This is a genomic window from Streptomyces rectiviolaceus, from assembly GCF_039533825.1.
Classification (GTDB): domain Bacteria; phylum Actinomycetota; class Actinomycetes; order Streptomycetales; family Streptomycetaceae; genus Streptomyces; species Streptomyces rectiviolaceus.
Genome location: NZ_BAAAUG010000123.1, coordinates 51548 through 77185, shown reverse-complemented (window position 1 = coordinate 77185; position 25638 = coordinate 51548). Strand labels below are relative to the sequence as shown.

Annotated in this window: 23 protein-coding genes and 1 pseudogene; 12 read left to right on the top strand and 12 right to left on the bottom strand. The window is 71.3% G+C overall.

The window, feature by feature from the left end:
• The first annotated feature begins 94 nt into the window (after positions 1-94).
• Positions 95-889 carry an NAD(P)H-dependent oxidoreductase gene (locus ABD378_RS30370; RefSeq protein WP_344525958.1) on the top strand — a complete coding sequence of 265 codons (795 nt, stop codon included), beginning with the start codon at positions 95-97 and terminating at the stop codon, positions 887-889.
• A gap of 9 nt (positions 890-898) precedes the next feature.
• Here the strand turns inward: ABD378_RS30370 and ABD378_RS30365 are convergent, their stop codons facing one another.
• Positions 899-1744, bottom strand: coding sequence for an NAD(P)H-binding protein (locus tag ABD378_RS30365; protein WP_344525956.1), 846 nt, complete (start codon positions 1742-1744; stop codon positions 899-901).
• Between the two features lie 131 nt (positions 1745-1875).
• Positions 1876-2577: a restriction endonuclease gene (locus ABD378_RS30360; RefSeq protein ID WP_344525954.1), complete on the bottom strand. Its 702-nt coding sequence runs from the start codon at positions 2575-2577 to the stop codon at positions 1876-1878.
• 152 nt (positions 2578-2729) lie between these two features.
• On the opposite strand from ABD378_RS30360, the gene ABD378_RS30355 reads away from it, so the two are divergent.
• Positions 2730-3917, top strand: a complete 1188-nt coding sequence (locus ABD378_RS30355; protein ID WP_344525952.1) for a D-alanyl-D-alanine carboxypeptidase family protein — start codon at positions 2730-2732, stop codon at positions 3915-3917.
• On the opposite strand, the gene ABD378_RS30350 is transcribed toward ABD378_RS30355, so the two are convergent.
• Both ABD378_RS30350 and ABD378_RS30345 read right to left on the bottom strand, forming a co-directional pair.
• Entirely contained in the window at positions 3893-4636 is a 744-nt protein-coding gene (locus tag ABD378_RS30350; protein WP_344525950.1) for a siderophore-interacting protein, read from the bottom strand. The genes ABD378_RS30355 and ABD378_RS30350 overlap by 25 nt on opposite strands.
• 92 nt (positions 4637-4728) lie before the next feature.
• Positions 4729-5142, bottom strand: coding sequence for an SsgA family sporulation/cell division regulator (locus tag ABD378_RS30345; RefSeq protein WP_344525948.1), 414 nt, complete (start codon positions 5140-5142; stop codon positions 4729-4731).
• Between the two features lie 213 nt (positions 5143-5355).
• On the opposite strand from ABD378_RS30345, the gene ABD378_RS30340 reads away from it, so the two are divergent.
• From ABD378_RS30340 to ABD378_RS30320, 5 genes are all read left to right on the top strand, one after another.
• Complete coding sequence (locus ABD378_RS30340) at positions 5356-6909, top strand: sigma factor (RefSeq protein ID WP_344525946.1); 1554 nt, start codon at positions 5356-5358, stop codon at positions 6907-6909.
• A gap of 303 nt (positions 6910-7212) precedes the next feature.
• A complete protein-coding gene (locus ABD378_RS30335) occupies positions 7213-8754 on the top strand; it encodes an ATP-dependent DNA ligase (RefSeq protein ID WP_344525944.1) in 1542 nt (513 codons plus the stop codon).
• Positions 8755-8862: 108 nt separating this feature from the next.
• Positions 8863-9348 (top strand): cation:proton antiporter regulatory subunit, encoded by a 486-nt coding sequence (locus tag ABD378_RS30330; RefSeq protein ID WP_344525942.1) that lies wholly within the window; start codon positions 8863-8865, stop codon positions 9346-9348.
• Positions 9349-9352: 4 nt separating this feature from the next.
• Positions 9353-10603, top strand: a complete 1251-nt coding sequence (locus tag ABD378_RS30325; protein ID WP_344525940.1) for a cation:proton antiporter — start codon at positions 9353-9355, stop codon at positions 10601-10603.
• Between the two features lie 130 nt (positions 10604-10733).
• Positions 10734-10916, top strand: a complete 183-nt coding sequence (locus ABD378_RS30320) for a DUF1272 domain-containing protein (protein WP_344525938.1) — start codon at positions 10734-10736, stop codon at positions 10914-10916.
• A gap of 96 nt (positions 10917-11012) precedes the next feature.
• On the opposite strand, the gene ABD378_RS30315 is transcribed toward ABD378_RS30320, so the two are convergent.
• From ABD378_RS30315 to ABD378_RS30290, 6 genes are read right to left on the bottom strand one after another with little or no spacing between them, the layout of a single operon-like run.
• Complete coding sequence (locus ABD378_RS30315; RefSeq protein ID WP_344525936.1) at positions 11013-12869, bottom strand: gamma-glutamyltransferase family protein; 1857 nt, start codon at positions 12867-12869, stop codon at positions 11013-11015.
• Between the two features lie 11 nt (positions 12870-12880).
• Positions 12881-13936: an ABC transporter ATP-binding protein gene (locus ABD378_RS30310; RefSeq protein ID WP_344526067.1), complete on the bottom strand. Its 1056-nt coding sequence runs from the start codon at positions 13934-13936 to the stop codon at positions 12881-12883.
• The gene (locus ABD378_RS30305; protein WP_344525934.1) at positions 13936-14961 is read right to left on the bottom strand and encodes an ABC transporter ATP-binding protein; all 1026 of its coding nucleotides are present in this window, start codon (positions 14959-14961) and stop codon (positions 13936-13938) included. Before ABD378_RS30305 ends, ABD378_RS30310 begins: the two co-directional genes overlap by 1 nt.
• Positions 14958-15833, bottom strand: coding sequence for an ABC transporter permease (locus ABD378_RS30300; RefSeq protein WP_425583895.1), 876 nt, complete (start codon positions 15831-15833; stop codon positions 14958-14960). Before ABD378_RS30300 ends, ABD378_RS30305 begins: the two co-directional genes overlap by 4 nt.
• Positions 15834-15838: 5 nt before the next feature.
• A complete protein-coding gene (locus ABD378_RS30295) occupies positions 15839-16792 on the bottom strand; it encodes an ABC transporter permease (protein WP_344525930.1) in 954 nt (317 codons plus the stop codon).
• Positions 16793-16836: 44 nt separating this feature from the next.
• The gene (locus ABD378_RS30290; RefSeq protein WP_344525928.1) at positions 16837-18342 is read right to left on the bottom strand and encodes an ABC transporter substrate-binding protein; all 1506 of its coding nucleotides are present in this window, start codon (positions 18340-18342) and stop codon (positions 16837-16839) included.
• A gap of 798 nt (positions 18343-19140) precedes the next feature.
• Here ABD378_RS30290 and ABD378_RS30285 point away from each other — a divergent pair.
• The 3 genes from ABD378_RS30285 to ABD378_RS30275 all read left to right on the top strand — a co-directional run bounded on the left by ABD378_RS30285 (position 19141) and on the right by ABD378_RS30275 (position 22747).
• Entirely contained in the window at positions 19141-19554 is a 414-nt protein-coding gene (locus ABD378_RS30285) for a VOC family protein (RefSeq protein WP_344525926.1), read from the top strand.
• A gap of 130 nt (positions 19555-19684) precedes the next feature.
• The gene (locus tag ABD378_RS30280; protein WP_344525924.1) at positions 19685-21211 is read left to right on the top strand and encodes an MFS transporter; all 1527 of its coding nucleotides are present in this window, start codon (positions 19685-19687) and stop codon (positions 21209-21211) included.
• A 15-nt stretch (positions 21212-21226) separates the two neighbouring features.
• Positions 21227-22747 (top strand): MFS transporter, encoded by a 1521-nt coding sequence (locus ABD378_RS30275; protein WP_344525922.1) that lies wholly within the window; start codon positions 21227-21229, stop codon positions 22745-22747.
• A 21-nt stretch (positions 22748-22768) separates the two neighbouring features.
• On the opposite strand, the gene ABD378_RS30270 is transcribed toward ABD378_RS30275, so the two are convergent.
• On the bottom strand, positions 22769-23248 hold the full coding sequence (locus tag ABD378_RS30270) for a GNAT family N-acetyltransferase (RefSeq protein WP_344525920.1): 480 nt from the start codon (positions 23246-23248) through the stop codon (positions 22769-22771).
• Between the two features lie 177 nt (positions 23249-23425).
• Between ABD378_RS30270 and hemC the strand changes: the two genes are divergently transcribed.
• A complete protein-coding gene (gene hemC / locus ABD378_RS30265; RefSeq protein WP_344525918.1) occupies positions 23426-24361 on the top strand; it encodes a hydroxymethylbilane synthase in 936 nt (311 codons plus the stop codon).
• A gap of 42 nt (positions 24362-24403) precedes the next feature.
• On the opposite strand, the gene ABD378_RS30260 is transcribed toward hemC, so the two are convergent.
• Positions 24404-25162 (bottom strand): DeoR/GlpR family DNA-binding transcription regulator, encoded by a 759-nt coding sequence (locus ABD378_RS30260; protein ID WP_344525916.1) that lies wholly within the window; start codon positions 25160-25162, stop codon positions 24404-24406.
• A 269-nt stretch (positions 25163-25431) separates the two neighbouring features.
• Between ABD378_RS30260 and ABD378_RS30255 the strand changes: the two are divergent.
• Positions 25432-25638, top strand: a pseudogene (locus ABD378_RS30255) (endo alpha-1,4 polygalactosaminidase); the annotation flags it as partial.

Below are 25638 nucleotides of genomic sequence, written 5' to 3'. Positions count from 1 at the left end.
TCAAGTATGCGTGGCCCTCGCAGTACCAGGATCGGCGTTCCGACGGTTGAACAGGGTTCTGGCTGCCCTGCCGGGGCCGGGAGAACGTGGCGTCATGAACGAAGCCACGCCCCAGCGGCCGAAGAAGATCCTCGTCGTCAGCGCCCATCCGGAACCCCGCTCGCTCAACGCGTCGCTGGCCGCCTTCGCGGTCGACGAGCTGCGCGCGGCCGGGCACGAGGTGCGGGTGTCCGACCTCTACGCGATGAAGTGGAAGGCGACGGTGGACGCCGACGACTTCCCCGGCCACATCGCGGACCGGCGACTGCACGTCATGGACGCCTCCGAGCGCGACACTCTCGCGGGCCGTCTTTCGCCCGACATCGCCGCCGAGCAGGAGAAGGTGCGCCGGTCGGACGCGGTGATCCTGCAGTTCCCGTTGTGGTGGTTCTCCGCGCCCGCGATCCTGAAGGGCTGGATCGACCGGGTGTTCACCGCGGGGTTCGGCTACGGCCCGGCGGTCCCCCCGCCCTACGGCGAAGGCGCACTCGCGGGGCGGCGGGCGCTGGTGTCGGTGACGGCCGGGGCCCGGGAGTCGTCGCTCTCCGACCGTGGCATCCATGGCCGCCTCGCTGATGTCCTCCATCCGCTGCAGCACGGCCTGTTCTGGTTCACCGGCATGGCGCCGCTCGAACCCTTCGCGGTGTACGAGTCGAACGACCTGCCCCAGGATCAGTTCGCGGCGGCGAAGCGGGCGTACGGGCGTCGGCTCGACGGGCTCTTCACGGATGAGCCGGTGCCGTTCCGGTCGCTCGTCGGCGGCGATTACGACCACGACATGCGGCTGCTGCCGGGCGTGGAGGCGCCGGGGACGAGCGGACCGGATCTCCACGTCCGGCCGCGCGGCTGAGCGGCGGGGCTACTTGAAGGCGGCGGCGTTGCGTGCCGCCCACTCGGCGAACGTACGGGGCGGGCGGCCGATGACCCGCTCGACGTCAGGGCTCACGCGCTGCTCGTCGGCCGACGGCGTGCCCAGGATGGCGAGCGTGGCGTCCACGACCTGCGCGGGCATGAACCGCACCATCTGCTCCCTGGCCTCCGCTCGGCTCTGCTCGACGAACCGCACGGTCTCGCCCACCGCGTCCCCGATCGCCGCCGCCTGCTGCCGGGGCGTGACGGGCGCCGGTCCGGTCAGTACGTACGTGGCGCCCGCGTGGCCGGTTTCGCTCAGCGCCGCCGCCGCGACCTCCGCGATGTCGGCCGGATCGATGACCGGCAGCGCCGTGTCGCCGAACGGCGCGGTCACCGCCCGCCGCCCGCGGACCTGCTCGGCCCAGAGGAAGGCGTTGGAGGCGAAGCCTCCGGGGCGCAGCAGCGTCCATTCCGGGGCCGATTCCTTGACGGCGTCCTCGTAGTCCGAGGGGTGGCGCTGCGTCCCGACGCCCTGGGAGGACAGCAGAACGACCCGCCGGACGCCGCCTGCCCGTGCGGCTTCGAGGACGCCGTGCACGTGGCCTCCGGCGAGCACCAGATCGCCGGAGGTCAGCAGGAACAGCGCGTCCGCGCCTTCGAGCACGGGCCCCAGGCCTTCTGCGTCGGCCATGTCGGCCATGTCGGCCATGTCGGCTTGATGGTGCCGTACGCCCGCTGGGACGTCCGACGCCGTTATGCCGCGCGATACGGCGGTCACCTGCTCGCCCGCCGCGACGAGGGCCTGCACGAGCGGCCTGCCGACATTGCCCGTCGCTCCGGTCACCACGATCATCTTTGCTCCCGTTGGTCGTTCTCGGTTGACTCCACGGAAGCTATCGGCGCCGACGCAGTAGGTACCTAGAGGAAAGTAATGGGGAGAGGGGGTCATCGTGACCGACCTCACAACTCCCTCTGCGTGCGGGGCTATCCGTACGTCTTCTTCCACCTGGCCCGGTGCCGGGTGTCCCCCTGGCCCGCGCCGCTCACACCGAGCAGCGACTCCAGAGAGGCGCCGCTGTTCCACAGGCCCAGATGGTCACGGTGCACCGCCACGATGCCGTGCCCCGCCGCGAAGGTCTCCGAGGGACGGCTGAACCGCGTGGTCGTCACGAAGATCGCCACATCGGCCCCGAAGTGCACCCGTGAGCCAAGCAGATCGCGCAGCTCGCGGGTGGCGATGGCGCTGCTCGGCGCGTAGCGCTTGCACTGGACGACCATGGTCCGGCCGTCCGGGAGCCGCCCGACGACGTCGGCGCCGTTGTCCCCCGCGCCGCCCACTCGGCGTACTTCGGTGCACCCGTCCCTGCGGCAGAGCCCGGCGACCAGCTCCTCGAACTCGGTGCCGGTCATCGCGTCCGCCTGCGCGAGCGTCCGGTGGCCCGCCCGTACCGCCTCCTCCTTCCGCCACGCCCGATCGCGCTCACGCGCCACCCGATCCGTGCGCCACAGCCACCAGACCACGGACCCGAGAATGCCGAGGATCAACGCCCCTGCCGCATAAGGCCGGAGCTCCGACCAGATGAGCATCAGCTCCAGGAGCAGCACGGCGCCGCACACCGCCCACGGCTTCCAGGTCGACTTGTTCCTCTTGCGTGCCGCCGTGCGCCGTCCCCGTCGAGCGGCCATCAGAGCCCCCTCACGCCGTCCCTGCCCAGCAGTGTGGGCAGGGACGGCGGGTTCGGGAAGAGCGCACGCACACACGGCCGACTGCCACCCCCGTACATCCAGCCGGACCAAGCTGACCTGCGGGCTTCGGGCCGCGCTCATACGGTGGCTGAATGGTCATCAGGTACCTCACGCGCTCCTCATCCGTCCGCGCCGCGGCCCTCGCGGTCGCCGCTCTGGTCCTCCTGCCCACACCCTTCGCTGCGGCCGCCACGGACGAGCCCACGCCACCCAAGCCGGGCCCCGCGTACTCCTCGGACCTCCTCGACCGGCCGGGCGTCCAGGCACGACCGGGCGCCGGCGCCCCTGCCGTGCCGAGCGACGTCTCGGCTCTCTCCTGGGTGGTGGCCGACGCCCGTTCGGGCGAAGTGCTCGCCGCCCACAACGCACACCGCCAACTGCCGCCCGCCTCCACCTTGAAGTCGCTCTTCGCCCTGACCGCCCTGCCCCACCTGGACGCCGTCGCCCGGCACACGGTCACCCAGAGCGAGCTCGACGACGTCGGTGACGGCAGCAGCCTGGTGGGGGTCGAGGCAGGGCGCAGCTACAGCGTGGCCGATCTGTGGCGTGGCGTGTTCCTCAGCTCCGGCAACGACGCCGTGCATGTGCTGGCGAAGCTGAACGGCGGCTGGCAGCAGACGGTCCGTCAGATGCGGGCCAAGGCCCGCGCCCTGGGCGCTCGCGACACCCATGTGGTCTCTCCCGACGGCTACGACGCCGCGGGGCAGGTCTCCTCGGCCTACGACCTCGCGGTCTTCGGCCGGGCGGGTCTCGCGGACCCGGAGTTCGCCCGCTACTGCTCGACGGCGATCGCCAAGTTCCCGCACGGCAACTGGTCCTACCCCATCCAGAACACCAACCGCCTGCTCACCGGAGCCGACGGCGTTCCCGCCTACCCCGGCCTGCTCGGCATCAAGAACGGCTACACCAGCCACGCGGGCAACACCCTCATCAGCGCGGCGCAACGCGACGGCCGCACCCTCGTCGTGTCGGTGATGAACCCTCAGGCGAGCGGCGGATACCGCGTGTACGAGGAGACCCGGTCGCTGCTGGACTGGGGGTTCAAGGCGGCGGGGCACGTCAGGCCGGTGGGTTCCCTGGTCCCCAGGAGCGAGAGTCGGGGCACGGCACAGGGCCCCGCGCACGCTTCCGAGCTCGCCGCCGATTCGGCCGAGGCGGACGGCTCGGACTGGACCGCGATCCTTCTCGTCGCCGCGGGTTCGGCGGCCCTGGTGGCGGGTGCGGTGGTGGTGATCCGGCGGCGGACGGCCCGCCGCTACCGCTTCTCGGGGCGCCAGTAGCCGAGCGCGTGCACACGCTGCTTCGGGACCGAGAGCTCCTTGCGGACATAGGAGGTGAGGGCGCGGGTCGTCGTCGTGTCGCAGGTGATCCAGACGTACACGTCGGCGGGTTCATCGAGAAGCGCGAGGAGCGCGGGCAGCGCGGCCTTGACCTCCTCGACCAGTCGACTGCCCGCGTCGTGCCGCTCCACGCGGTGCAGGTCGTGCAGGGCCGGGTCGAGACGCAGGTCGAGGTCGTGGTCCGATGCGTGCTGCGTCTCGAGCCAGAGGGTCGCAGGCACGTGGGGCATGGCGGTCAGGAGCGAGTTGACGGCCGGGACCGCTGCCGTGTCCCCGATCACCAGGAGCCGTGCGGGCAGCGGATCGGGCACGTCGAAGCCGGTGCCCTGCAGGGTGGCATCGATCCTGTCCCCCGGACCGGCCTTGCGCGCCCAGTCGCTCGCGCGGCCGTCGTGCAGGGCGAACTCCAGGCTGAACGTCCCGGCGGCGGGATCGGGGTCCACCAGCGTGTACGCGCGCTGATGATGACTGCCGTCCGCGTGGTCGAACCACAGACGCACCCACATCGTGGGATGCACTCCGGTCAGCGCGAGCATGCCGCCGTCCGTGAGGTGCAGGCGCCGGTAGTGCTCGGTGACGTCCTCGGCCCCGGTCACGGTGAACTCGAAGTCCTTGCCGCGGAACAGCTTGAGGACCACTCCCTCCCAGCCATGACCCATCGAATGCCCCTCCCCTGAGCGGCCAGGAGCCGCTCACCACAATTAGGTTAGGGCAGCCTAACCTAATGTCGGGCGGGCGCGTGCGAACGCACTCAGACTCCACCCAGCAGACGGGCGAGGTCCTGGTCCAGGTCGAGCCCCGTACCCTCGCGCCCCACCCCCACGACGGCATACGTACGCAGCAGGAATCGCTGCAGCACGACCCTGTCGAACTGCACCAGGGCAAGACCCTGCGGCGCATGGAGCTCGAGAACCGTGCGCGCCCGCCCGCACGGCCAGATGTGCACGTCACCGCCGCCCGCAGGGGCGCGAAGTCCCTCCTCGAGGAGCTGACGGGCGAAGATCCAGGTGACTTCCGCGCCGTCGAGGGAGGCCTCCGACGGGAAGGTGATCTGGACGGCCAGGGGGTCGGCCGCCGCATAGCGCAGGGTCACGGGCAACGCGCGCTCGCGCCCTTCGGGGGTGATCAGGCGGGCGCGGGCGGGCTGCTCAAGGGTGACGGCCATGATCGGACTCCTCTTCTGTCGCAGCTGCCGCTGCTCGCTCTGCTTTCTTCGATGTCTGTGTCTGTACGAGTCCTCGGCAAGGGGGTTCATTACGCGACACGCGGGCCAATCCCTGTGACCTGCGCCACTCCCGCATCACAAGTCGGACATTTACCGCCTAGGCTTTCGAATTCGTCCGAACCACCCGCAGTGGGACCGGGAGAGTGCTCTGCCATGACCGACGTATCCGCCGACGGGCCCGTCACCACGCCCGCCACGGCCACGTACTCCCGCATCTACGAGGAGGAACAGCCACGCCTTGTCGCCTACGCGCGCTCGCTGACCGGCAACGCCTGGGTCGCCGACGACCTCGTCGCCGAGGCGCACTTCCGCGTCTGGCGGCGGCTGTCCGCGGGGCACGAGATCGAGAACGTACCGGCGTACCTCATGACGACCGTGCGGCATCTGGCGGCGGCCGTGGGGCGCGGTGCCGGGCGCGAGACGCCGCGTGATCCGCATGCCCCGGAGTCCGTCGAGTCCGTCGGCTCGGTGAACCATGGCGGCGACGACCCCGAGGACCGTGTCTCCTCCGTGGACCTGCTCGGCCGTGTGCTCGGCCAGCTGCCCGAGCGCTGGGTGAAGGCGTTGTGGCTCGCCGAGGCGGAGGAACAGCCGCTGGAGACGGTCGGCCGCCGGATCGGTGCCGGGCAGGGCGCGACGGCAGTACTGCTGCACCGGGCCCGCGAAGGGATGCGGCAGGCGTTCCTGCGCGCACATCCCGGGACACCCGAGGACCCCGCATGTGAGCAGCACTGGGACCGGATACCCGGCCATATACGCGGCGAGGCCTCCGCCCGGCAGTCCGAGCAGCTGCTCGCCCATCTCGACGGCTGCGCCGACTGCCGGGGCAGGCTCGCGCTGCTCGCCCGCGCGAACGACCGGCTGCCCGCGCTGGTGGGACCGGCGCTGCTGATCTTCGTTCTGGGTGGCACCGGCAAGTTCCTCCTGCCGCTGGCCGCGGGTTCGGCGGGGGCCGCGGGTTCCGCGGGTTCCGCTTCCGCCTCGGGCGGGCACGGCGGCTTCCTTCACGGCGTACGTCATGTCCTCACCGGAGGCGGCAAGCTTCCCGCTGCCGCGGTGGGGGTCGTGGGGGTGTCCGTGGCGGGGGCGGCTGTGGCGGCGGGGCTTGTGCTCGGGGGCTCGGGCCACCCGGTGCCGCCGCAGCGGGCCACCGCGGTGGAGAGCGGGGCGCCGGAGCGGTCTCCCGCTCCGGCTGATTCGCCGGCTCCTGTGCCGGAGCCGCGGGCGGAGGGGGCTGGTCCGGGGCAGGATCCTCCTGCGGGGGATGCGCCTCCCGCGGAGGCGGAAGCTCCGGAAGCTCCGGAGCAGGAGCCTGCCGCCGAGGAGGCTCCCGCGTCGGAGCCTCCGGCTCAGGCGGAGCAGCGAGACCCGGCGGAGCAGCCGGAGGTGGAGGCTCCCCCTGAGCCCGCCGAGCCCGCCGAGCCCACCGAGCCGGTGGCGCCCGTTGAGCCGACGGAACCCGTCGCGCCGCCGGTCCCGACGCCGACGCCAACACCCACTCCGACGCCTGTACCTCCTACGCCCACCCCCGAGCCCACTCCGGTGGACCCAACGCCGGTCGAGCCCACGCCCGTCGAGCCCACGCCTGTCGATCCCACGCCTGTCGATCCCACCCCGATCGAGCCGACGCCAGTCGAACCCACGCCTCCGCCGGAGCCGGTCTGCGAGCCCTGGGTCGGGCCGATCCATATCTGCCACATCCCGTAGAAGGGGGTCGGGGCAACGGATTCAGTCCCCAACCCCGCCCCTTCCCGAAAACCCGCTGCGCGGGGGCCTTCGTTGCCGTCATCACCGGCTTCGCCGAGTTCGTCCTCAAACTCCCCCAAGCTCTTAAGGAGCAGGGGGGACCCCCACGACGGGCTGATTGGTTCAGCCCCTCCGGCGTTTGAGGAGCGGGGGTCTGGGGGCGGAGCCCCCTGCACGGCGCAGCCGCCGGACTGGCTGACATCCGACCCCAGGAGGCCCCGCCCCCGGTTTGGGGCACGGGCGGGATCGGGGAAAGGAAAACGCATGCTCCTAGCCCGCCTCGCCCACGTATCGGCCGCCGTGGCCACCACCTCTGCCCGTTCCCAGAAGATCTCCCTCCTCGCCGATCTCTTCCGCGCGGCCACCCCCGCCGACGCCCCGATCGTCATCCCCTATCTCGCGGGCCGTCTCCCCCAGGGGAGGCTGGGTATCGGGTGGAGTCTCCTGAAGGAGCCGCCTCCTGCCGCCGTCGAACCCACCCTCACCGTTCAGGCCACGGACGCCGCGCTCACCGCCGTCGGAGCTCTCTCCGGGCCCGGGTCCCAGGCCGAACGCAAGCGGCTGGTGCGGGAGTTGATGGGTGCGGCCACCGGAGAGGAGCAGCGGTTTCTCTTCGGGCTGCTGACCGGCGAGGTCCGGCAGGGGGCGCTCGACGCCATCGCCGTGGAGGGCCTCGCCCGAGCGACGGAGGCCCCGCCGGCCGCCGTGCGCCGCGCGGTGATGCTGGCGGGTGCGGTGACCCCGGTCGCCGAGGCGCTGCTCGCCAGGGGCCCGGACGCCCTGGACGAGTTCAGGCTCAGCGTGGGTCGGCCCGTGCTCCCGATGCTGGCGCACGGGGCGGGATCCGTCACCGAAGGCGTGGGCAAGCTGGGTGGTCCGTGCGCCGTCGAAGAGAAATTGGATGGTATCCGCGTCCAGGTGCACCGCGACGGGGACGTCGTCCGCGTCTACACCCGCACCCTCGACGACATCACCGACCGGCTTCCCGAACTCACCGCCGCGGCGATGGAGTTGGCGGGAGACGCCTTCATTCTCGACGGTGAGGTCATCGCGCTCGACGGCGACGGCAGACCCCGGCCCTTCCAGGAGATCGCCGGACGCGTCGGGTCCCGTGTCGACGTCACGACCGCCGCCGCCGAACTGCCCGTCTCGCCCGTCTTCTTCGACGTCCTGTACGCCGGAGGGCAGGATCTGCTCGACCTGCCGTTCGCCGAGCGGCACACCCACCTGGCGGAGCTCGTCCCGGAACCGATGCGGGTGCGGCGCACCGTCGTCGCCGATCCCGCGGACGAGGCGCAACTCGGCGCCGCGGAGGAGTTCTTCGCCGACACACTGCGCCGCGGCCATGAAGGCGTCGTGCTCAAGGCCCTCGACGCGCCGTACATCGCCGGTCGCCGCGGTGCGAGCTGGCTGAAGGTCAAGCCGGTGCACACACTGGACCTCGTCGTGCTCGCCGCCGAGTGGGGACACGGGCGGCGGACCGGCAAGCTCTCCAACCTCCACCTGGGTGCCCGGCGCGCGGACGGGACGTACGCCATGCTCGGGAAGACGTTCAAGGGCATGACCGACGTGATGCTCGCCTGGCAGACCGAGCGGCTGCGTGAGCTGGCGGTCGGCGACGACGGTTTCGTCGTGACCGTACGTCCGGAGCTCGTCGTCGAGATCGCCTACGACGGGCTGCAGAAGTCCACCCGCTATCCGGCCGGCGTCACGCTCCGCTTCGCCCGGGTCGTCCGATACCGCGAGGACAAGTCGCCCACAGAAGCCGATTCCGTCGAGACGGTGTTGGCGGGGCATCAGCCATAGCCCCGGCGCGGATCCTCTACCACCAAGTTCTGGCAAAAGACGGGCCGATAGGGTGACCTTAACGCCGTATTGACGCCCATCAGCCAATCAGCAACTAGGGGAAGAGCTGTGCCCGCTTCACGCCTCAGCCAGACGCCGCTCCCAGGCATCGGCATCCGGTACGACCTGACCACCCGAGAACACCGCCAGATCTCGGTCGTCGCGCACCGGGACGGCGCGCGCACCCTCAGCGCCTACCGAGCCGACGACCCCGACGAGTGCGCGCTCTCGCTGCGACTGAGTTCGGGTGAGGCGGACGCGCTGATCGACGCGCTGATGCCCTCGCACCACAGCCCGAACCTCCTGCACACCACCGACCTCGGTCTCGTCGCCGAGCGCATCGAGGTGTCCGGCTCCTCGCACTGGAACGGGCGGGTGCTCGGCGAGACCCAGATGCGGACCGAGACCGGCGCCTCCATCGTCGCGGTCCTTCGCAGGGCCGAGGCCATTCCGTCGCCCACGCCGGACTTCCGCCTCGCGGGCGGGGACACCCTCATCGTGATCGGCACCCGCGAGGGTGTGGAGAGCGCCGCGGCGATACTCGGGCGGGAGTGATTCGATGCACTCCGCTGTCTTCCTGATCGAATTCGGCGCGATCATCCTCGCGCTCGGGCTGCTGGGCAGATTCGCCGGGCGGTTCCGCTTCTCCCCCATCCCCCTCTACCTGCTGGCCGGGCTCGCGTTCGGCGAGGGCGGGCTGCTTCCGCTGGGCGCCAGTGAGGAGTTCGTCGCGATCGGCGCCGAGATCGGCGTCATCCTGCTGCTGCTGATGCTGGGGCTCGAATACACCGCGAGCGATCTGGTCAGCAACCTCAAGACCCAGTACCCGGCCGGTCTGGTCGACATGGGGCTCAACGCCGTGCCGGGCGCGATCGCGGCGCTGCTCATGGGGTGGGGCCCGGTGGCCGCCGTCGTCCTCGCGGGCGTCACCTGGATCTCGTCGTCCGGGGTCATCGCGAAGGTGCTCAATGACCTGGGCCGGCTCGGCAACCGCGAGACCCCCGTCATCCTCAGCATCCTGGTCCTCGAAGACCTGGCGATGGCGGTGTATCTGCCCATCATCACCGCCCTGTTGGCCGGTGTCGGCTGGGCCGCGGGCAGTCTCACCCTGGGCATCGCGCTCGGGGCCGCGGGCCTCGTCCTGTTCCTCGCCGTGCGCTACGGCCGCGTCATCTCGCGCTTCGTGTCGAGCGACGACCCCGAGAAGCTGCTCCTGGTCGTCCTCGGTCTGACGATCCTGGTCGCCGGGATCGCGCAGCAGCTCCAGGTGTCTGCCGCCGTGGGGGCGTTCCTGGTCGGCATCGCCCTGTCCGGCGAGGTCGCCGAGGGCGCGCACAGTCTCCTCGCACCGTTGCGGGACCTGTTCGCCGCCGTCTTCTTCGTCTTCTTCGGCCTGCACACCGACCCGGCGAGCATCCCGCCGGTGCTGCTTCCCGCGCTCGTGCTCGCCGTCGTGACGGCGTGCACGAAGATCGCCACGGGGTACTGGGCGGCCCGCCGCGCCAAGATCTCCGTCAAGGGGCGGTGGCGTGCGGGCGGTGCGCTTGTGGCGCGCGGCGAGTTCTCCATCGTGATCGCGGGTCTCGCCGTCACCGCGGGCATCGAACCGTCGCTCGGCCCGCTGGCCACGGCGTACGTCCTGATCCTGGTGATCGTCGGCCCCCTGACCGCACGCTTCGCGCAGCCGGTGGCCGCACGGTTCTCCCGAAGCCGCAAGGCCACGGCGACGGTGTCTCTGCCGCCTCAGCGGGAGCCGGTCCCGGCCACGGAGGATTCGCTCGACGGGCAGGGCACGGGCGGCCGTTCCTGAATCCGGCGCAGGGTGGACGCCGAGGCGCGGCCATGGCCCGATCATGTCGAGCATTGGCCGTCCACCCTGCTTCCAAAGCCAGAACCGCCGTCGAAGATGAAGCTCCGAAGAGTCCGGTCAAGGAGGAACGATGGCGTTGGAGATGCGGGACCGTTGCGAGCGCTGCGAGAAGGCGGCCCTGCCCCTCGACGCGCCGGCGCGTATCTGCTCCTACGAGTGCACGTTCTGCGAGCCGTGCGCCGTCGGCATGCGGCATGTCTGCCCGAACTGTGGCGGCGAGCTGGTGCGCCGCCCCACTCGCGCATCGGCCTGAGGGCACCGCAGGGCTGAGGGCACCGCAGGGCTGAGGTCACGCGCCCAGGGGAAGGCTCCGGCCGAGTTCGGCCGGAGCCTTTTCGCGTCGGGCGTCTCACCGCCCCACGGCGTACCCCTGCATCCCTCGCGGGTTGGCCGCCGCCGAGAGCACCCCGGTGCGCGGGTCACGCGCCACCGCGCACAGCCGGCCCTCCGACCAGGGCTCGCCGACCGTCACGTCGTGCCCGCGCCTGCGCAGCTCCTCGATCACCGTCCCGTCCATGCGGGACTCGACCGTGACGCTCCCCGGGCGCATGCCGCGCGGGTAGAAGGAGCCGGGGAAGCTGTCGTTGTGCCAGTTGGGGGCGTCGATGGCGCCCTGCAGGTCGAGGCCGCCGCGTACGGAGTCGCGCAGCGCCACCGCCAGGAAGAAGTGCACCTGCCACTGGTCCTGCTGGTCGCCGCCGGGTGTGCCGAAGGCCATCACCGGTACGCCGTCCTTGAGCGCGAGGGACGGGGTGAGCGTGGTGCGCGGGCGGCGGCCCGGCGTGAGGGAGTTGGGGAGGCCCTCTTCGAGCCACGCCATCTGGAGGCGAGTGCCGAGCGGGAAGCCCAGTTCGGGCACGACCGGGTTGGACTGCAGCCAGCCGCCGCTCGGCGTGGCCGCGACCATGTTGCCCCAGCGGTCGACGATGTCCAGGTGGCAGGTGTCGCCGCGGGTGGCGCCGTCCGCCGATACGGCCGGTTCACCGGGCACGGGTGAGGTGCCGCTCTTCGCGACGGTCGGTTCGCCCGCGCCCGCTCCGGGCAGACCGAGCGCGTCGAAGCCTGGCTCGCCATCGGCCACTGCGCGCGCGTGGTCGGAGATCTTCGCGGGCCGCCCGCCAGGGCTTCCGGGGCGCAGTTCGTGCGAGGCCTTCTCGCCGATGAGCGTGCGCCGCTCCTCGTTGTAGGCAGGAGACAGCAGATCGGCGACCGGGACCGTGCCGGCACCTTCCGCGTCGCCGTACCAGGCCTCCCGGTCCGCCATGGCGAGCTTGCAGCCCTCGATCAGCAGGTGCACATAGTCGGCCGAGCCGTACGCGGGCAGGTCCGCGAGCGCGGAGGGCAGCACGGCCAACTGCTGCAGGAAGACCGGGCCCTGGCTCCAGCCGCCCGCCTTGCACAGCGTCCAGCCGTTCCAGTCGTACGTCGCCGGGGCCTCGTAGCCTGCCTCCCATCCGGCGAGGTCGGCGGCCGTCAGCGTTCCGGTGTGCCGGGACCCGCTGGTGTCCATCGTGGGGATCGCCGCCTGGCGTATCAGCGCCTCGGCGATGAACCCTTCGCTCCAGATCTTCCGCGCGGCCTCGATCTGCTCGACGCGCGGGCCGTCGCCCGCCTCCTCGATCACGCGGCGCCAGGTCGCGGCGAGCGCCGGGTTGCGAAGGAGCTCTCCGGGGCGCGGGGCCTGCCCGCCGGGCAGGTAGACCTCGGCCGACGACGGCCATTCGGTCTCGAAGAGTTCGCGCACCGTCTCGACGGTCTCGCCGACGCGCTCCACGGGCGCGTGCCCGTCCTCGGCATACCCGATGGCGTACTTGAGGACATCGGCGAGGGACTTGGTCCCGTGGTCGCGCAGGAGCACCATCCACGCGTCGAACGCGCCGGGCACGGCGGCCGCGAGCGGCCCTGTGCCCGGCACCAGATCGAGACCGAGCGAGCGGTAGTGGTCCACGGTCGCGCCCGCTGGCGCCACGCCCTGCCCGCACAGGACCCGCACCTCCCCGTCGGCGGGCGCCAGGATGATCGGCACTTCTCCCGCCGGGCCGTTGAGGTGCGGCTCGACGACGTGCAGGACGAAGCCCGCGGCGACCGCCGCGTCGTAGGCGTTGCCGCCGTCCTCCAGGACGGCCATCGCGGACTGCGAGGCGAGCCAGTGGGTCGAGGACACCATGCCGAAGGTGCCTTGGAGAGTCGGCCGGGTGGTGAACAAGTGGGCTGCTCCTAGCGTGCGGTGCGGGTACTGGGGATCGTACGGAGGGTCGGGGCGGCGGCCGCGTCCAGAGCCGTGCCGTCGTCGGCGACGAGGTGGCAGGAGACCTCGCGTCCGCCGTCTCCGGGAAGCGTGCGCAGCTCGGGCACCTCGACGCGGCAGCGGTCGACGGCCAGCGGGCAGCGCGTGTGGAAGCGGCAGCCCGGTGGCGGGGCGAGGGGGCTTGGCAGTTCACCGCTGAGGACGATGCGCTCGCGGGTGCGCTGCAGCGCCGGGTCGGGCACGGGCGCGGCGGACAGGAGCGCCTGCGTGTACGGGTGCTTGGGATCGGCGAACAGCTCGACGGTCGGCGCCTGTTCGACGATCTGGCCGAGATACATGACCGCGATGCGGTCGGCGAGGAACTCCACGGCGGCCAGGTCGTGCGTGATGAACAAGCACCCGAAGCCGCGGTCGCGCTGCAGATCGGCCAGGAGGTTGAGGACCGAGGCCTGGACGGAGACGTCGAGGGCGGATGTGGGTTCGTCGGCCACCAGGAGGTCCGGGTCGACGGAGAGCGCGCGGGCGATGGAGATGCGCTGGCGCTGTCCGCCGGAGAGTTCGTGCGGATGCCGGTCGGCGTGTTCGGGGCGCAGGCCGACCTGGGCGAGGAGTTCCGCCACGCGCGCGCGGGCCGCGTCCCCCTTGGCGATGCCGTGCAGGCGAAGGGGTTCGGCGATGATCTGCCCGACGGTCATACGGGGGTCGAGCGAGGAGGAGGGATCCTGGAAGACGAGGTGGAAGTCCTTGCGCAGGGGCCGCAGGGCGCGCCGCGAAAGGCGGGTCACATCCGTGCCGTTGATGCGGATGGTGCCCCCGGTGGGTTCGTCGAGCCGAACGGCGCACCGCCCCACCGTCGACTTGCCGCTGCCCGACTCCCCTACGAGTCCCACGACTTCGCCCTTGCCGACGGTGAGCGTGACGCCGTCGGCGGCGCGCACGAGGCCGCCGTGTCCCGCGAAGTGCCGCTCCAGGCCGTGCAGTTCGAGCACCGGAGTCGCTTCGCTCTCGCGCGTCTGGGTGGGGATCACTGTCCGGCCTCCTGGGTGGTGGGCGTGAGCACGGGGGCCTCCTGCGGGTGCCAGCAGGCCGCTCGGTGCGCGGCGTCGGCCCCGGCATTCGGAGAGACGGCCTTGAAGCCGGGCCTGCGCGTCGTGCACTGGTCGTCGGCGTACGCACAGCGCGGGGCGAAGGTGCAGGCGTCCGGCTGCGCGTCGAGGCTCGGCACCAGGCCGGGTATCTCGGGCAGGCGCCGCTTGCCCTCTCCGCCCGGGCGCAGGACCGCGCCAAGGAGGCCGCGGGTGTACGGGTGGCGCGGCTCGGCGAACAGCTCGTGCACCGGGGCCTGTTCGACGGGGCGGCCCGCGTACATGACCAGGACCCGGTCGGCGGCGTCGGCCACCACGCCCAGGTCGTGGGTGATCAGCACGATCGCCGTGCCGAGCCGTTCCCGCAGGGACTGCAGGACTTCGAGGATGCCCGCCTGGACGGTGACGTCGAGCGCGGTGGTCGGCTCGTCGGCGATCAGGACGGACGGGTCGCAGGCGACCGCGATGGCGATCATGACGCGTTGCCGCATGCCGCCGCTGAGCTGGTGGGGGTATTCGTCGACGCGCTGGGCGGGGGCCGGGATGCCCACCAGGTCGAGGAGTTCGACGGCACGCGCGCGTGCCTCCTTCTTCGACAGACCCTGGTGGCGCCGGAGCACCTCGCCTATCTGCCGGCCGATGGTCAGGACCGGGTTCAGCGAGGTCATCGGCTCCTGGAAGATCATCGCGATGTCCTTGCCGCGGACCCGCCCGAGCTCCTTCTCGCTCGCTCCGGCGATCTCGGCGCCACCGAGTCTGATCGACCCTTCGATGTGCGCGGTGGGCGGCAGGAGTCCCATCACGGCCATCGCCGTGACGGACTTGCCGCACCCCGACTCGCCGACCACCGCGAGCACTTCGCCCGGTGCGACGTCGTACGAGAGATGGTCGACGGCGTGCACCGTGCGGGCGTCGGAGCGAAAGGAGACCGACAGGTCACGGACGCTCAGTACGGGCTCGGTCATCGGGTGGCTCCTCGGGGGTCGAGGACGTCCCGCAGGCCGTCGCCGAGCAGGTTGAACGCCAGGGTGGCCGCGACGACCGCGAGTCCGGGGAAGACCGCCATCCACGGCGCGGGCGCGAGGAAGGACTGGGCGCCGGAGAGCATCACGCCGAGCGACGCGTCCGGTGGCTGCACACCGAGGCCCAGGAAGCTGAGCAGCGCCTCGCCGATGATCGCGGCGGGGATGCCGACGGTCGCCTGGACGGTCAGCGCGGAGGTGGCGTTGGGCAGGATGTGCCGGAAGAGCACGGTGGCGTCGCCGCCTCCGTTGGCCACGGCGGCGGCCACGTAGTCGACGTGCCGCAGCCGCAAGGTCTCCGCGCGGGTGATGCGGATGACGGCCGGGATCTGCGAGATCCCGATCGCGATGGTCGCGTTGGTGAGCGAGGGACCGAGCACCGCGGCGAGCCCGACGGCGAGCACCAGGAAGGGGAAGGCCAGCATCGTGTCGGTGAGCCGCGAGACGACGCTGTCGGTGAACTTGCCGTAGTAGCCCGCGAGCAGGCCCAGTGGTACGCCGACGACGAACGCGAGCGCCACCGCCACCACGCCGACCTGCATGGACGCGCGCGCCCCGTACACGACGCGGGAGAGCTGGTCGCGACCGAGGTCGTCGGTGCCCAGCCAGTGCGACCAGCCTGGCGCGGCAAGGGCGTTGGCGAAGTCGGGCCGCGCGGGATCGTACGGCGCGACCAGTGGCGCGAAGAGCGCCACGAGGACGAACACGGCGGCGATGACGCCACCGGTCATGGCGAGCCGGTTCTTGCGCAGGGCGCGCAGCTTGCCGCTGCCCGCGCCCGCGGAACGTATCCGCCCCAGTGTTGTGAGCACCACTGTCGTCACCGGGCACCTCCGAGCCGGATGCGCGGGTCGATGACCGAGTACGCCACGTCGACCAGCAGGTTGATGAGGATGTACGCGGCGGACGTGCACAGCACCACGCCTTGCAGGGTCGCGTAGTCGCGGGTGAACACGGCGTCGATGGTCAGCTTGCCGAAGCCCGGCAGGACGAAGATCTGCTCGGTGACGACGGCGCCCGAGATGAGGTGGCCGAGCTGGAGGCCGAGCACGGTGACGACCGTGACCAGGGAGTTGCGCAACGCGTGCCCGCCGATGACCTCGCGCCGGGACAGGCCCTTGGCCCGCGCGGTGCGTACGTAGTCGGCGGAGAGCGAGTCGAGCATCGCCGCCCGTGTCTGGCGCATCACGACGGCCGCGAGACCCGAGCCGAGGACGATCGCGGGCAGCACCATGCGGCGCAGGTTGTCGAGCGGGTCGGTGCCGAACGGCACGTATCCGGAGGCCGAGAAGACCGGCACGGCGATGGCGAACCCGAGGACCAGGACGATGCCCAGCCAGAAGGTGGGGATGGAGAGCCCTAGGAGGGCAAGGGCGTTGGCCAGCCACTCCTCGGGCCTGCCGCGCCGTACGGCGGCGACTACGCCCGCGCCGATGCCGAGCGTGACCGCCAACAGCAGGGAGAGGGCGGCCAGTTCGAGGGTGATGGGCAGCGCCGCGGTGATCGCGTCGGCGACGGGAAGGCCCGTCCGTGAGGAGGTCCCGAGGTCACCGGTGATCGCGTGGCCGATGAACCGCCCGTACTGGACGATGATGTTGTCGTCCAGGCCGTAGCTCTCACGGATCGCGGCGAGCGCCTTTGGGCTGCGCTCCTCACCGGCGAGCGCGAGCGCCGGGTCGCCCGGCAGGGCGCGGATACCGGCGAAGACGACCATGCTGACCAGGACGAGCGTGATGAGTGACTGTCGGACTCGGGTGAGCAGATAGGACGTCATGGGACTGAGGCGAGCAGCGGCACGCGGGCGCGGACGGGTCAGGCTCATCGCGCGTACCCCGCAGTCGTGACGCGGACCAGGCCGTCGCCGTAGACGCGGACGCCCGCGACGTCCTTGCCGGTGACGACGTAGTTCTTCTGCCGGTAGAGGTAGATGAGCCCGCGCCGCTCCTGGGCGCGGTGGGTCAACTCCGCGTATATCTTGGCGCGTTCGTCCGGATCGGCCTCGGTGCGACCGCGCTCGACGAGCCGGTCTATCGTCGGGTCCGAGAGGCCGTAGGCGTTCATCGCGCCGCGCGTCTGCAGGAAGCTTGCGATGTTGCCGTCCGGGTCGAGCCGCCCGGACCAGCCGCTGGTGAAGGCGTCGTACTGCCCGGAGTCGGTCTCCTCGAGCATCGTGGCGTACTCGGTGGGGCGCAGCGTGACGGCGAAGCCCGCCTCCTTGGTCATGGCCTGGATGACCTGTCCCAGACGGCTGTGTTCGGGCGTCGTGGACACCTTCAGCTCGATGCGCACCGGAGTCTTCACCCCGGCCTCCTTGAGGAGCCGCTCCGCCTTGGCGACGTCCCGCTTGGGGCAGGCGGACGCCTTGACGCCGGGCGCGATGGCGGACTCGGGTGAGACGGGGCCGCAGGCGGGCTCGAACATGCCCTGGAAGACGACCTTGTTGATCAGGTCGCGGTCGATGGCGAGCTCGAACGCCTCACGGACCTTCGGCTCGCGCGCGAGGGGCGAGTCGATGCGCCCCGGCTTCTCCCCGAGGCCCTTCACGTTTCCTACGTTGAGGCCGATGCCCTGGTAGCCGAGCGAGGGCGAGTTGAAGAGCTGGAGACCGGGTTCGGTCAGCGCGCTGCGGACGTCGACGGGTGTCATCTGGTCGCCGACCTGGATGTCGCCGGAGCGCAGGTTGGCCAGGCGGACGTTGCCGTCGGGTATCGGCTTGTAGATCACCTTGTCGAGGTGGACCTGGTCGGCCGCGTAGTAGTGGGGGTCCTTGGCGAGCACGATGCGGTCGCCGCCGACGCGCTCCACGTACTTGAACGGGCCGACGCAGGAAGGGTGGTTGGTGAAGTTCTTGCCGTACTTCTTGAGCGCCGTGGGCGACATCACCATGCCGGAGCGGTCCGCCAGGACGGCGGTCAGCGGCACGTAGGCCTGCTTGAGCGTGAGCTTCACGGTGTACGGTCCGGTCGCCTCCGCCTCGGCCAGCGGGGCGAGTTCGGTGGCGCGCGCCGAGCCCGCGAGGTCGCGGTGCCGGAGCAGCGAGGTGACGGCGGCGTCCGCGTCCAGCTTCGTGCCGTCGCTGAACCTCAGGCCCTTGCGCAGGCCGAAGGTGACGGTGCGGCCGTCCTTCGACGTCTTGGGCAGCGCGGTGGCGAGCTGCGGGATCACGGTCCCGTGCTCGTCGATGTCGTAGAGCTTCTCGCACATCCCGGCGAAGACGGTGCGGCCCACGAGGGTCTGCGCGAGGGTCGGATCGAGCTTGTCCGGGTCGGCGTTGAGGGCGACGGTGAGGGTTCCGCCGTCGCGCACGGGACGGTCGTCGGTCATGCGCTCACCGCCGACCTCGGTGGCCGATGACTGCAAGGAGCCGCAGCCTCCCGTTGTGGACATCACCAGGGCAACTGCCGCGAGGGCAACCGCTTTTCGGCGCACGAGTAGGTACCTCCGCCAGGGGTGGTTCCGGGCTGATCGTGGACGATCAAGGAATACGGCAGAACGTATTTCGCATACAGTCCGCACACAAGAGGCCTGTCCGGATGCCGGACCAGATTTGATGAAGATTGAATAACCGAGCGCGACATTCGGCGGACTCCCGTCCATCAAGTGGCAGGGCGTCCAAAACAGGCGGTTACGCGCGAGCTGGGCCGTCGGGCATGGCAGGGCGCCGAACTGGTCGGTCTGTGGACGGCGATGCCGGCGGCCGGCGCGAGAAGATGAGGAAGAGCGGGCCCGAGACGACGGGGGGTGCACCTCGGACCCACGGGGGTGACTACTGATCACCCGTGGAAGTGATGACCGACCAGCCTTTCGATCAACGCCCAGAGAGCTCGAGCTCCCAGAGCAACGGCCAGCCGATCCGCAAACTCGCGCGACTTCCCTTTCTGCCGGGAAGGTTGCGACGCTTCCGCCACTTCACACCTCATCTCCGGGGCGTGCGTCCCTACACCTGGCGTGGAGGGCCGCCCCCCTCTTCCTGAGATGAGCCGCTTCGAGGCTACTGCCGACAGCTCTCGATGTCCGGCGAACTTGGGACGACGTACCACTCACGCCACTCGGCGGGCCGTTGTCAGTGCGCCGCGCTAGTCTCCGCGCAACTGACCGTTCACCCCGTTCTGGGAGGTTTTCATGGCCTCGCGTCTCAACCCGTACCTCAGCTTCGGCGGCGACGCCCGCCAGGCTCTGGAGTTCTACAAGGAGGTCTTCGGCGGCGAGCTGGCCCTCAACACCTTCGGCGAAGCCGGCCAGCAGGGCACTCCGGACGCCGACAAGATCATGCACGGCATGCTGGAGGCACCGAACGGCTTCACCCTGATGGGCGCCGACACCCCGCCGGGCATGGACCACACCCCGGGCAACAACTTCTCGGTGAGCCTGAGCGGAGACGACGACGCCGAGCTGCGCGGGTACTGGGAGAAGCTGTCCGCCGGCGGCACGGTGGCCGTCCCGATGGAGAAGCAGATGTGGGGTGACGTGTTCGGCATGTGCACGGACCGCTTCAGCATCCCCTGGATGGTCAACATCAGCGAGCCGCAGAGCTGACCGCCCACCCAGAATTGATTGGTTCCGGCTCCGGGGCCGGGGTCCTGCCGGGCCCCGGTCGCGGGCTCTGAGCAGCGCGCCTACGGTGTGACGGGGATGTCTTGTGTGGCGGGGGCGTCTGGAGGCACCGATGGACCGCTCGCCCGCGCCGGAGCCCTTCGAGGCCGTACAGACCGCATCATCCACGGCCTCCGCTCCCCCGCATCCGAGCGGCGGGCGGCACGAACACCGCTGGCTGATCCTCGGGATCGTGGGGATCGCCCAGCTCATGGTGGTCCTCGACGCGACGATCGTGAACATCGCGCTGCCATCGGCCCAGCAGGACCTCGGGTTCAGCGACGGCAACCGCCAGTGGATCGTCACCGCGTACGCGCTCGCCTTCGGCAGCCTGCTGCTCCTCGGCGGCCGGATCGCCGACCTGGTGGGCCGCAAGCTCGTGTTCCTCGCCGGTCTCGGCGGCTTCGCGCTCGCCTCCGCCCTCGGCGGCGCGGCGACCAGCTTCACCATGCTGGTGGTGGCCCGCGCCCTCCAGGGCGTCTTCGGCGCGCTCCTCGCGCCCGCCGCCCTGTCCCTGCTCACCACGACGTTCACGGACCCCAAGGAACGGGCGAAGGCGTTCGGCATCTACGGCGCCATCGCGGGCGCGGGCGGCGCGGTCGGCCTGCTCCTCGGCGGCGTACTGACCGAGTATCTGGACTGGCGCTGGTGTCTGTACGTGAACCTGATCTTCGCGGTGCTCGCCATGCTGGGCGGCGCCCGCCTGCTGCACGGGGGCAGGCCCGCCGACCGCCCGAAGCTGGACGTACCCGGCACCCTGCTGGTCTCCGCGGGCCTGTTCTGCATCGTCTACGGCTTCTCCAACGCCGAGACGCACGCCTGGAGCGACGTCGACACCTGGGGGTTCCTGGTGGTCGGCGCCGTCCTGGTGGCCGCCTTCGCCTGGTGGCAGACGCGCGCGGAGCATCCGCTGCTTCCGCTGCGGGTGGTGCTCGACCGCGACCGCGGGGCGTCGTTCCTCGCGATGTTCATCTCCGGCGCGGGCATGTTCGGTGTCTTCTTGTTTCTCACGTACTACCTCCAGCAGATCCTCGGCTACACCCCGGTCAAGACGGGACTCGCCTTCCTGCCGATGGTCGCCGTGATGGTGGTGATCTCGGTCGTCACGACCAACCTGCTCGTGCCGCGGTTCGGCGCGAAGCCGATCGTGCCGCTCGGCATGGGTCTCGCGGCGGCCGCGATGGCCTGGCTCACCGCCCTGGACGTGCACAGCGGCTACGCGGCACACGTGCTGCCGCCGCTGCTCGTCGCCGGTCTCGGCCTCGGCCTGGTGTTCGCCCCGGCGATGAGCATGGCGACCGCGGGCGTCGCCGCGCATGACGCGGGTGTGGCGTCGGCGATGGTCAACACCAGCCAGCAGGTGGGCGGTTCGATCGGCACCGCCCTGCTCAACTCCCTCGCCACCAGCGCCGCCGCCAACTACCTCGTGGGCAGGCAGCCGACGCCCGAGGTGCGCGCCCAGTCGGCGATGGAGAGTTACTCGACCGCGTACTGGTGGTCGGCGGTCTTCTTCGCGGTCGGACTGATCGTTACTGTCGTGCTCTACCGCAGAGGAGCTCCGGTCCACTCGGAAGCGGCCGGCGGCACGGCGCACATGTAGAGCGACGGTGGGGCAATGGTCTCGACAGAGAAGGCATCGGCGACGGACAGCGCCGACGGCGGCGTCGCGCTGAAGTCGGCGCGGGGCCGCTGGGTGCTCGCCTGCGCCGTCCTCGCGTCCGGCATGGCGATGCTGGACGGCACGGTGGTGAACGTCGCCCTGCCCACGCTCGGCCGCGACCTGGACACCTCGCTCGCGTCCCTGCAGTGGGTCGTCAACGCCTACATGCTCACGCTCTCGGCGCTGCTGCTGCTCGGCGGGGCGCTCGGCGACCGCATCGGGCGGCGGCGCACCCTGGTCATCGGCGTCGTGTGGTTCGCCATCGCCTCCGCCCTGTGCGGGCTGGCGCAGGACGCGGGGATGCTCATCGCGGCGCGGGCACTGCAGGGCATCGGCGGTGCGCTGCTCACGCCGGGTTCGCTCGCCCTGGTGCGTACGTCGTTCAGGCCGCAGGACCAGGCGCGCGCGGTGGGCGCCTGGTCGGGGCTCGGCGGGGTCGCGGGCGCGGTCGGGCCGTTCCTGGGCGGCTGGCTGATCGACGGGCCCGGCTGGCGGTGGATCTTCCTGATCAACATTCCGCTGGCCGCGCTCGTGCTCTTCGCGGTGCGTCATGTGCCGGAGAGCCGGGCCGAAGGCGCCGCCGAGAAGCCGTTCGACGTGACGGGGGCGTGCCTGGCGGCACTGTTCCTCGCGGGCATCAGCTTCGCGCTGATCGGCGCCGCGGGAGACTCGTCGAAGGCTGCGGCCATCCTGCCGGGGCTCGGCGGACTCGCGGCGGGTGCCGCCTTCGTCGTGGTGGAGCACCGCCGCCGCAACCCGATGCTTCCGCTCTCCCTCTTCCGCTCCCGCCTGTTCAGCGCGGCCAACGTCATGACGCTGTGCCTGTACGCGGCCATCGGCGGGCTCTTGTTCATGCTGCCGGTGCAGTTGCAGACGACACTCGGCTACGACGCGCTGCAGGCGGGCACGGCGACGCTCCCGATCACGGTCCTGATGCTGCTGCTCTCGGCCGCCGCAGGAGATCTGTCGCGGCGGGTCGGCCCCACATTGCCACTGGTCGCGGGCCCGTTGATCGCGGGCGCCGGGGCGCTCCTGATGCTGCGGATCGAGCCGGGCGCCGCGTACGTCACGGAGGTCCTGCCCGCGGTCGTGGTCCTCGGCCTGGGGATGAGCCTGTTCGTGGCTCCGCTGACGGCGACGGTCCTCGCCTCGGTCGACGCGGGGCGCGCGGGCCTGGCGAGCGGCGTCAACAACACCGCGGCGCGGGTGGCCCAGATGCTCGTCGTCGCGGCGCTGCCGCTTGCGGTGGGGCTCTCCGGTACGGCGTACGCGGATCCGGACGCGCTGAACACGGCGTTCGGCAAGGCGGCCGTGGGCTGCGCGGGCCTGTTCGTCCTCGCGGCGGCAGCGGCGGCCGCCTTCATCCGCCCGCGCCCTGCCTCCTGGCACGAGGACCCGGGGAACACGCCGCGCTGCAAGTCCCATCTGGGCGTCAGCTCACCGCCGTTGGAGCCGGGCAAGGACTGCGCGGGATAGGGCCGCCGCCGGGGCCGTCGGTCAGGCGATCGCATCGGGTGCGTCGCGCACGAAGAGGGTGACCGACACGCTCTCCTTGAAACCGTTGCGCCGCATCAGTGCGGCGGACGCGGTGTTGCGCGACTCGACATCGGTCACGACGGCGGTGGCACCGGCGGCGGTCAGCGTCGCGCAACAGGCCTGCACCAGATGGCTGGCGACGCCCTGCCCCTGGTAGGCGGGGGCGCTGGCGATCCACTCCAGGTTCCCCCAGTCCGTACGCTGGTCGAATCCCATCGAGCCGATGACGAACCCGGCGAGCGCGTCACCGTCGAGCGCCACCCAGCAGGAGGAGGCATCGGCGTCCATGTGCCCGGCGATCGCCGAAAGGGACCAGGACGTGTACGGCTTCACCGAGGTGTCGTACAGCTCGCGCCCCAGGGCGAGGACGTCGGCCAGATGGGTGGGAGCCATCCGTTCGAGAACGATCGGGGACCGCTGATGAGCGGCTGCGGCGGACATCGGACCTCCCAGGGGACTGACGCCGGGACCTGCACGGGGGCGGGCACGGTGGCCGGCTGCCTCTCACGCTATGAGGGCTCGGGGTGTCGCGCACGCCAGGACCGGCCGCCACCGGGCCCCCGCGGGACCAAGAAGCCCTTTAGCAGACTCCCCTCTTGAGCGCCTATCGTGGTGCGCATGTCCGCTCCTGAGCTGATCCGCATCGTCTCCCGCTCCTCCCCCATGGCGCTGGCCCAGGTGGAGCGCGTACGCACCGAACTCGCCGCGCTGCACCCCGGGATCCGCACCGAGGTCGTGCCGGTCACGACCTCCGGCGACCGCTGGATGGGGGACCTCGCGAAGCTCGGCGGCAAGGGCGCGTTCACCAAGGAGGTCGACGCGGCGCTGCTCGCCGGTGAGGCGGACCTCGCGGTGCACTGCGTCAAGGACGTACCGGCGGACCGGCCGCTTCCGGCGGGCACCACGTTCGCCGCGTTCCTCAAGCGGGACGACATCCGTGACGCGCTCATCCACCCCGGCGGGCTCACCCTGGACGAGCTGCCCGCAGGAACCCGCATCGGCACGTCTTCCGTGCGCCGCATCGCCCAACTCGCCGCATCGCACCCGGAGTTGGAGTGCGTGCCGATGCGCGGGAACGCCGGGCGCCGGATGGAGAAGCTGGCCGCGGGCGACGCGGACGCGCTGCTGCTCGCGGTGTCGGGCCTTGAGCGCATCGACCGTATGGACGTGGTCACCGAGGTCCTTTCGGTGGAGACGATGTGCCCGCCGATCGGCGCCGGGATCCTGGCGCTGCAGTGCCGCGAGGACGACACGCGGACCATCGACGCCGTGTCGGGCCTCGGCGACCCCGAGGCCTGGCGGGAGGCCACCGCCGAGCGCATGTTCCTGCACGTCCTGCAAGGGCACTGCAACTCCCCCATCGCCGGGTACGCGCGCTGCGAGCGGGGCGGCGAGCTTTCACTGCGCGCCCGCGTCTTCACCCCGGACGGCAAGACGGTCCTCAACGCCCACGAGTGGGCCGGGCCGCTCGACCCGGCGACGCTCGGCACGTCCGTGGCGGTCACGCTGCTGCGTCAGGGAGCCCGCGAACTGATCGACTCCATCGCGCACTGACAGTGCCGACGGCAGTCACAGCACTGACAGCACTTCCGGCGCTCATACGACGGTGACCTGCACGCCGACGGCGGCGATGGCCTCGAGTTCGCCCCGGGGCGCACCGGCGTCGGTCACCAGGGTGTGCACGCCGGCCGTCGGGCAGATCTTGGCGAACGTCGCCCTGCCGATCTTGGTGTGGTCGGCGACCACGACGGTGCGGCCGCTGTGGCAGGCGAAGGCACGGTCGGTGGCCGCCTCCAACTGGTCGTGCGTGGTGCACCCGTGGACGGCGCTGATGCCGTCCACGCCGAGGAACGCGATGTCCGTGTGGTGGTCGGCGAGGGTCTTCTCGGCGATGGGGCCGACCAGTTCGTAGCTCTCGCTGCGGGCGGTGCCGCCGATCACGATCAGCGTGACGGTCGGGCGCAGCACGAGGGCGGCCGCGATGTTGACGGCGTTGGTGACGATCGTGACGGGGCCACGGTCGGCGAGCCGTCGGGCCACTTCCGTGGTGGTGCTGCCGCCGGTGAGACCGACCACCGCACCGGCGGGGACCAGCTGGGCGGCGGCCTGCGCGATGGCCTGTTTCTGCGGGGAGCGCTGGTCGACCCGGTGCCGGAGCGGAACCTCGATGCTCAGGCCGCCGAGGACCGCGCCGCCATGCGTACGCTCGAGCAGCCGCTCATCGCTCAACTGCCGCAGGTCACGGCGCACGGTGGCCTGCGAGACCCCGAGGAGCCGGGACAACTGCGCCACGTCCGCGCTGCCTTGGGCAGCGACATGCTCAAGTATCCGCGCCTGGCGGTCGCTTCTCAGCACTGGGCGAGCATAGTCCGGGGCGGCCGATACGAGCAGGGTCCCGCAGAATTGGTGCGCGTTTCTGCGCGAGTGCGCCAAGTGCTTCTCAGTCCCCTTCTCTTGACATGACCGAAGCTGCTCGCTTAACTCCCTGGCACGCCGATGCCGAGCACTCGGCGCAGAGGTACGCCCAGCCGGTAGTTGGCCTTGGCCATGAGCCCGGACTAAGTCGCCAGGACCCTTTGCGTGTCCGAGGCGGGGACGTGCCCTCAGACATCTGGAGCTCTGAGATGAGCCTCAATCGTGTTCTGCGCAGGGGTATCGCCGCGTCCGCGGCCCTCACGGCCACCGCGGCCGCCTGCCTGCTCACCCCGTCGACGGCGTCCGCCGGCGCGACCGCCGCCGCGCCGCCACCGCCCCATGCCGGGTTCGACTACCAGATAGGCGGCTCGTACACGCCGCCCGCCGGGGTCGAGGTCGTCAGCCGGGACCCGGCG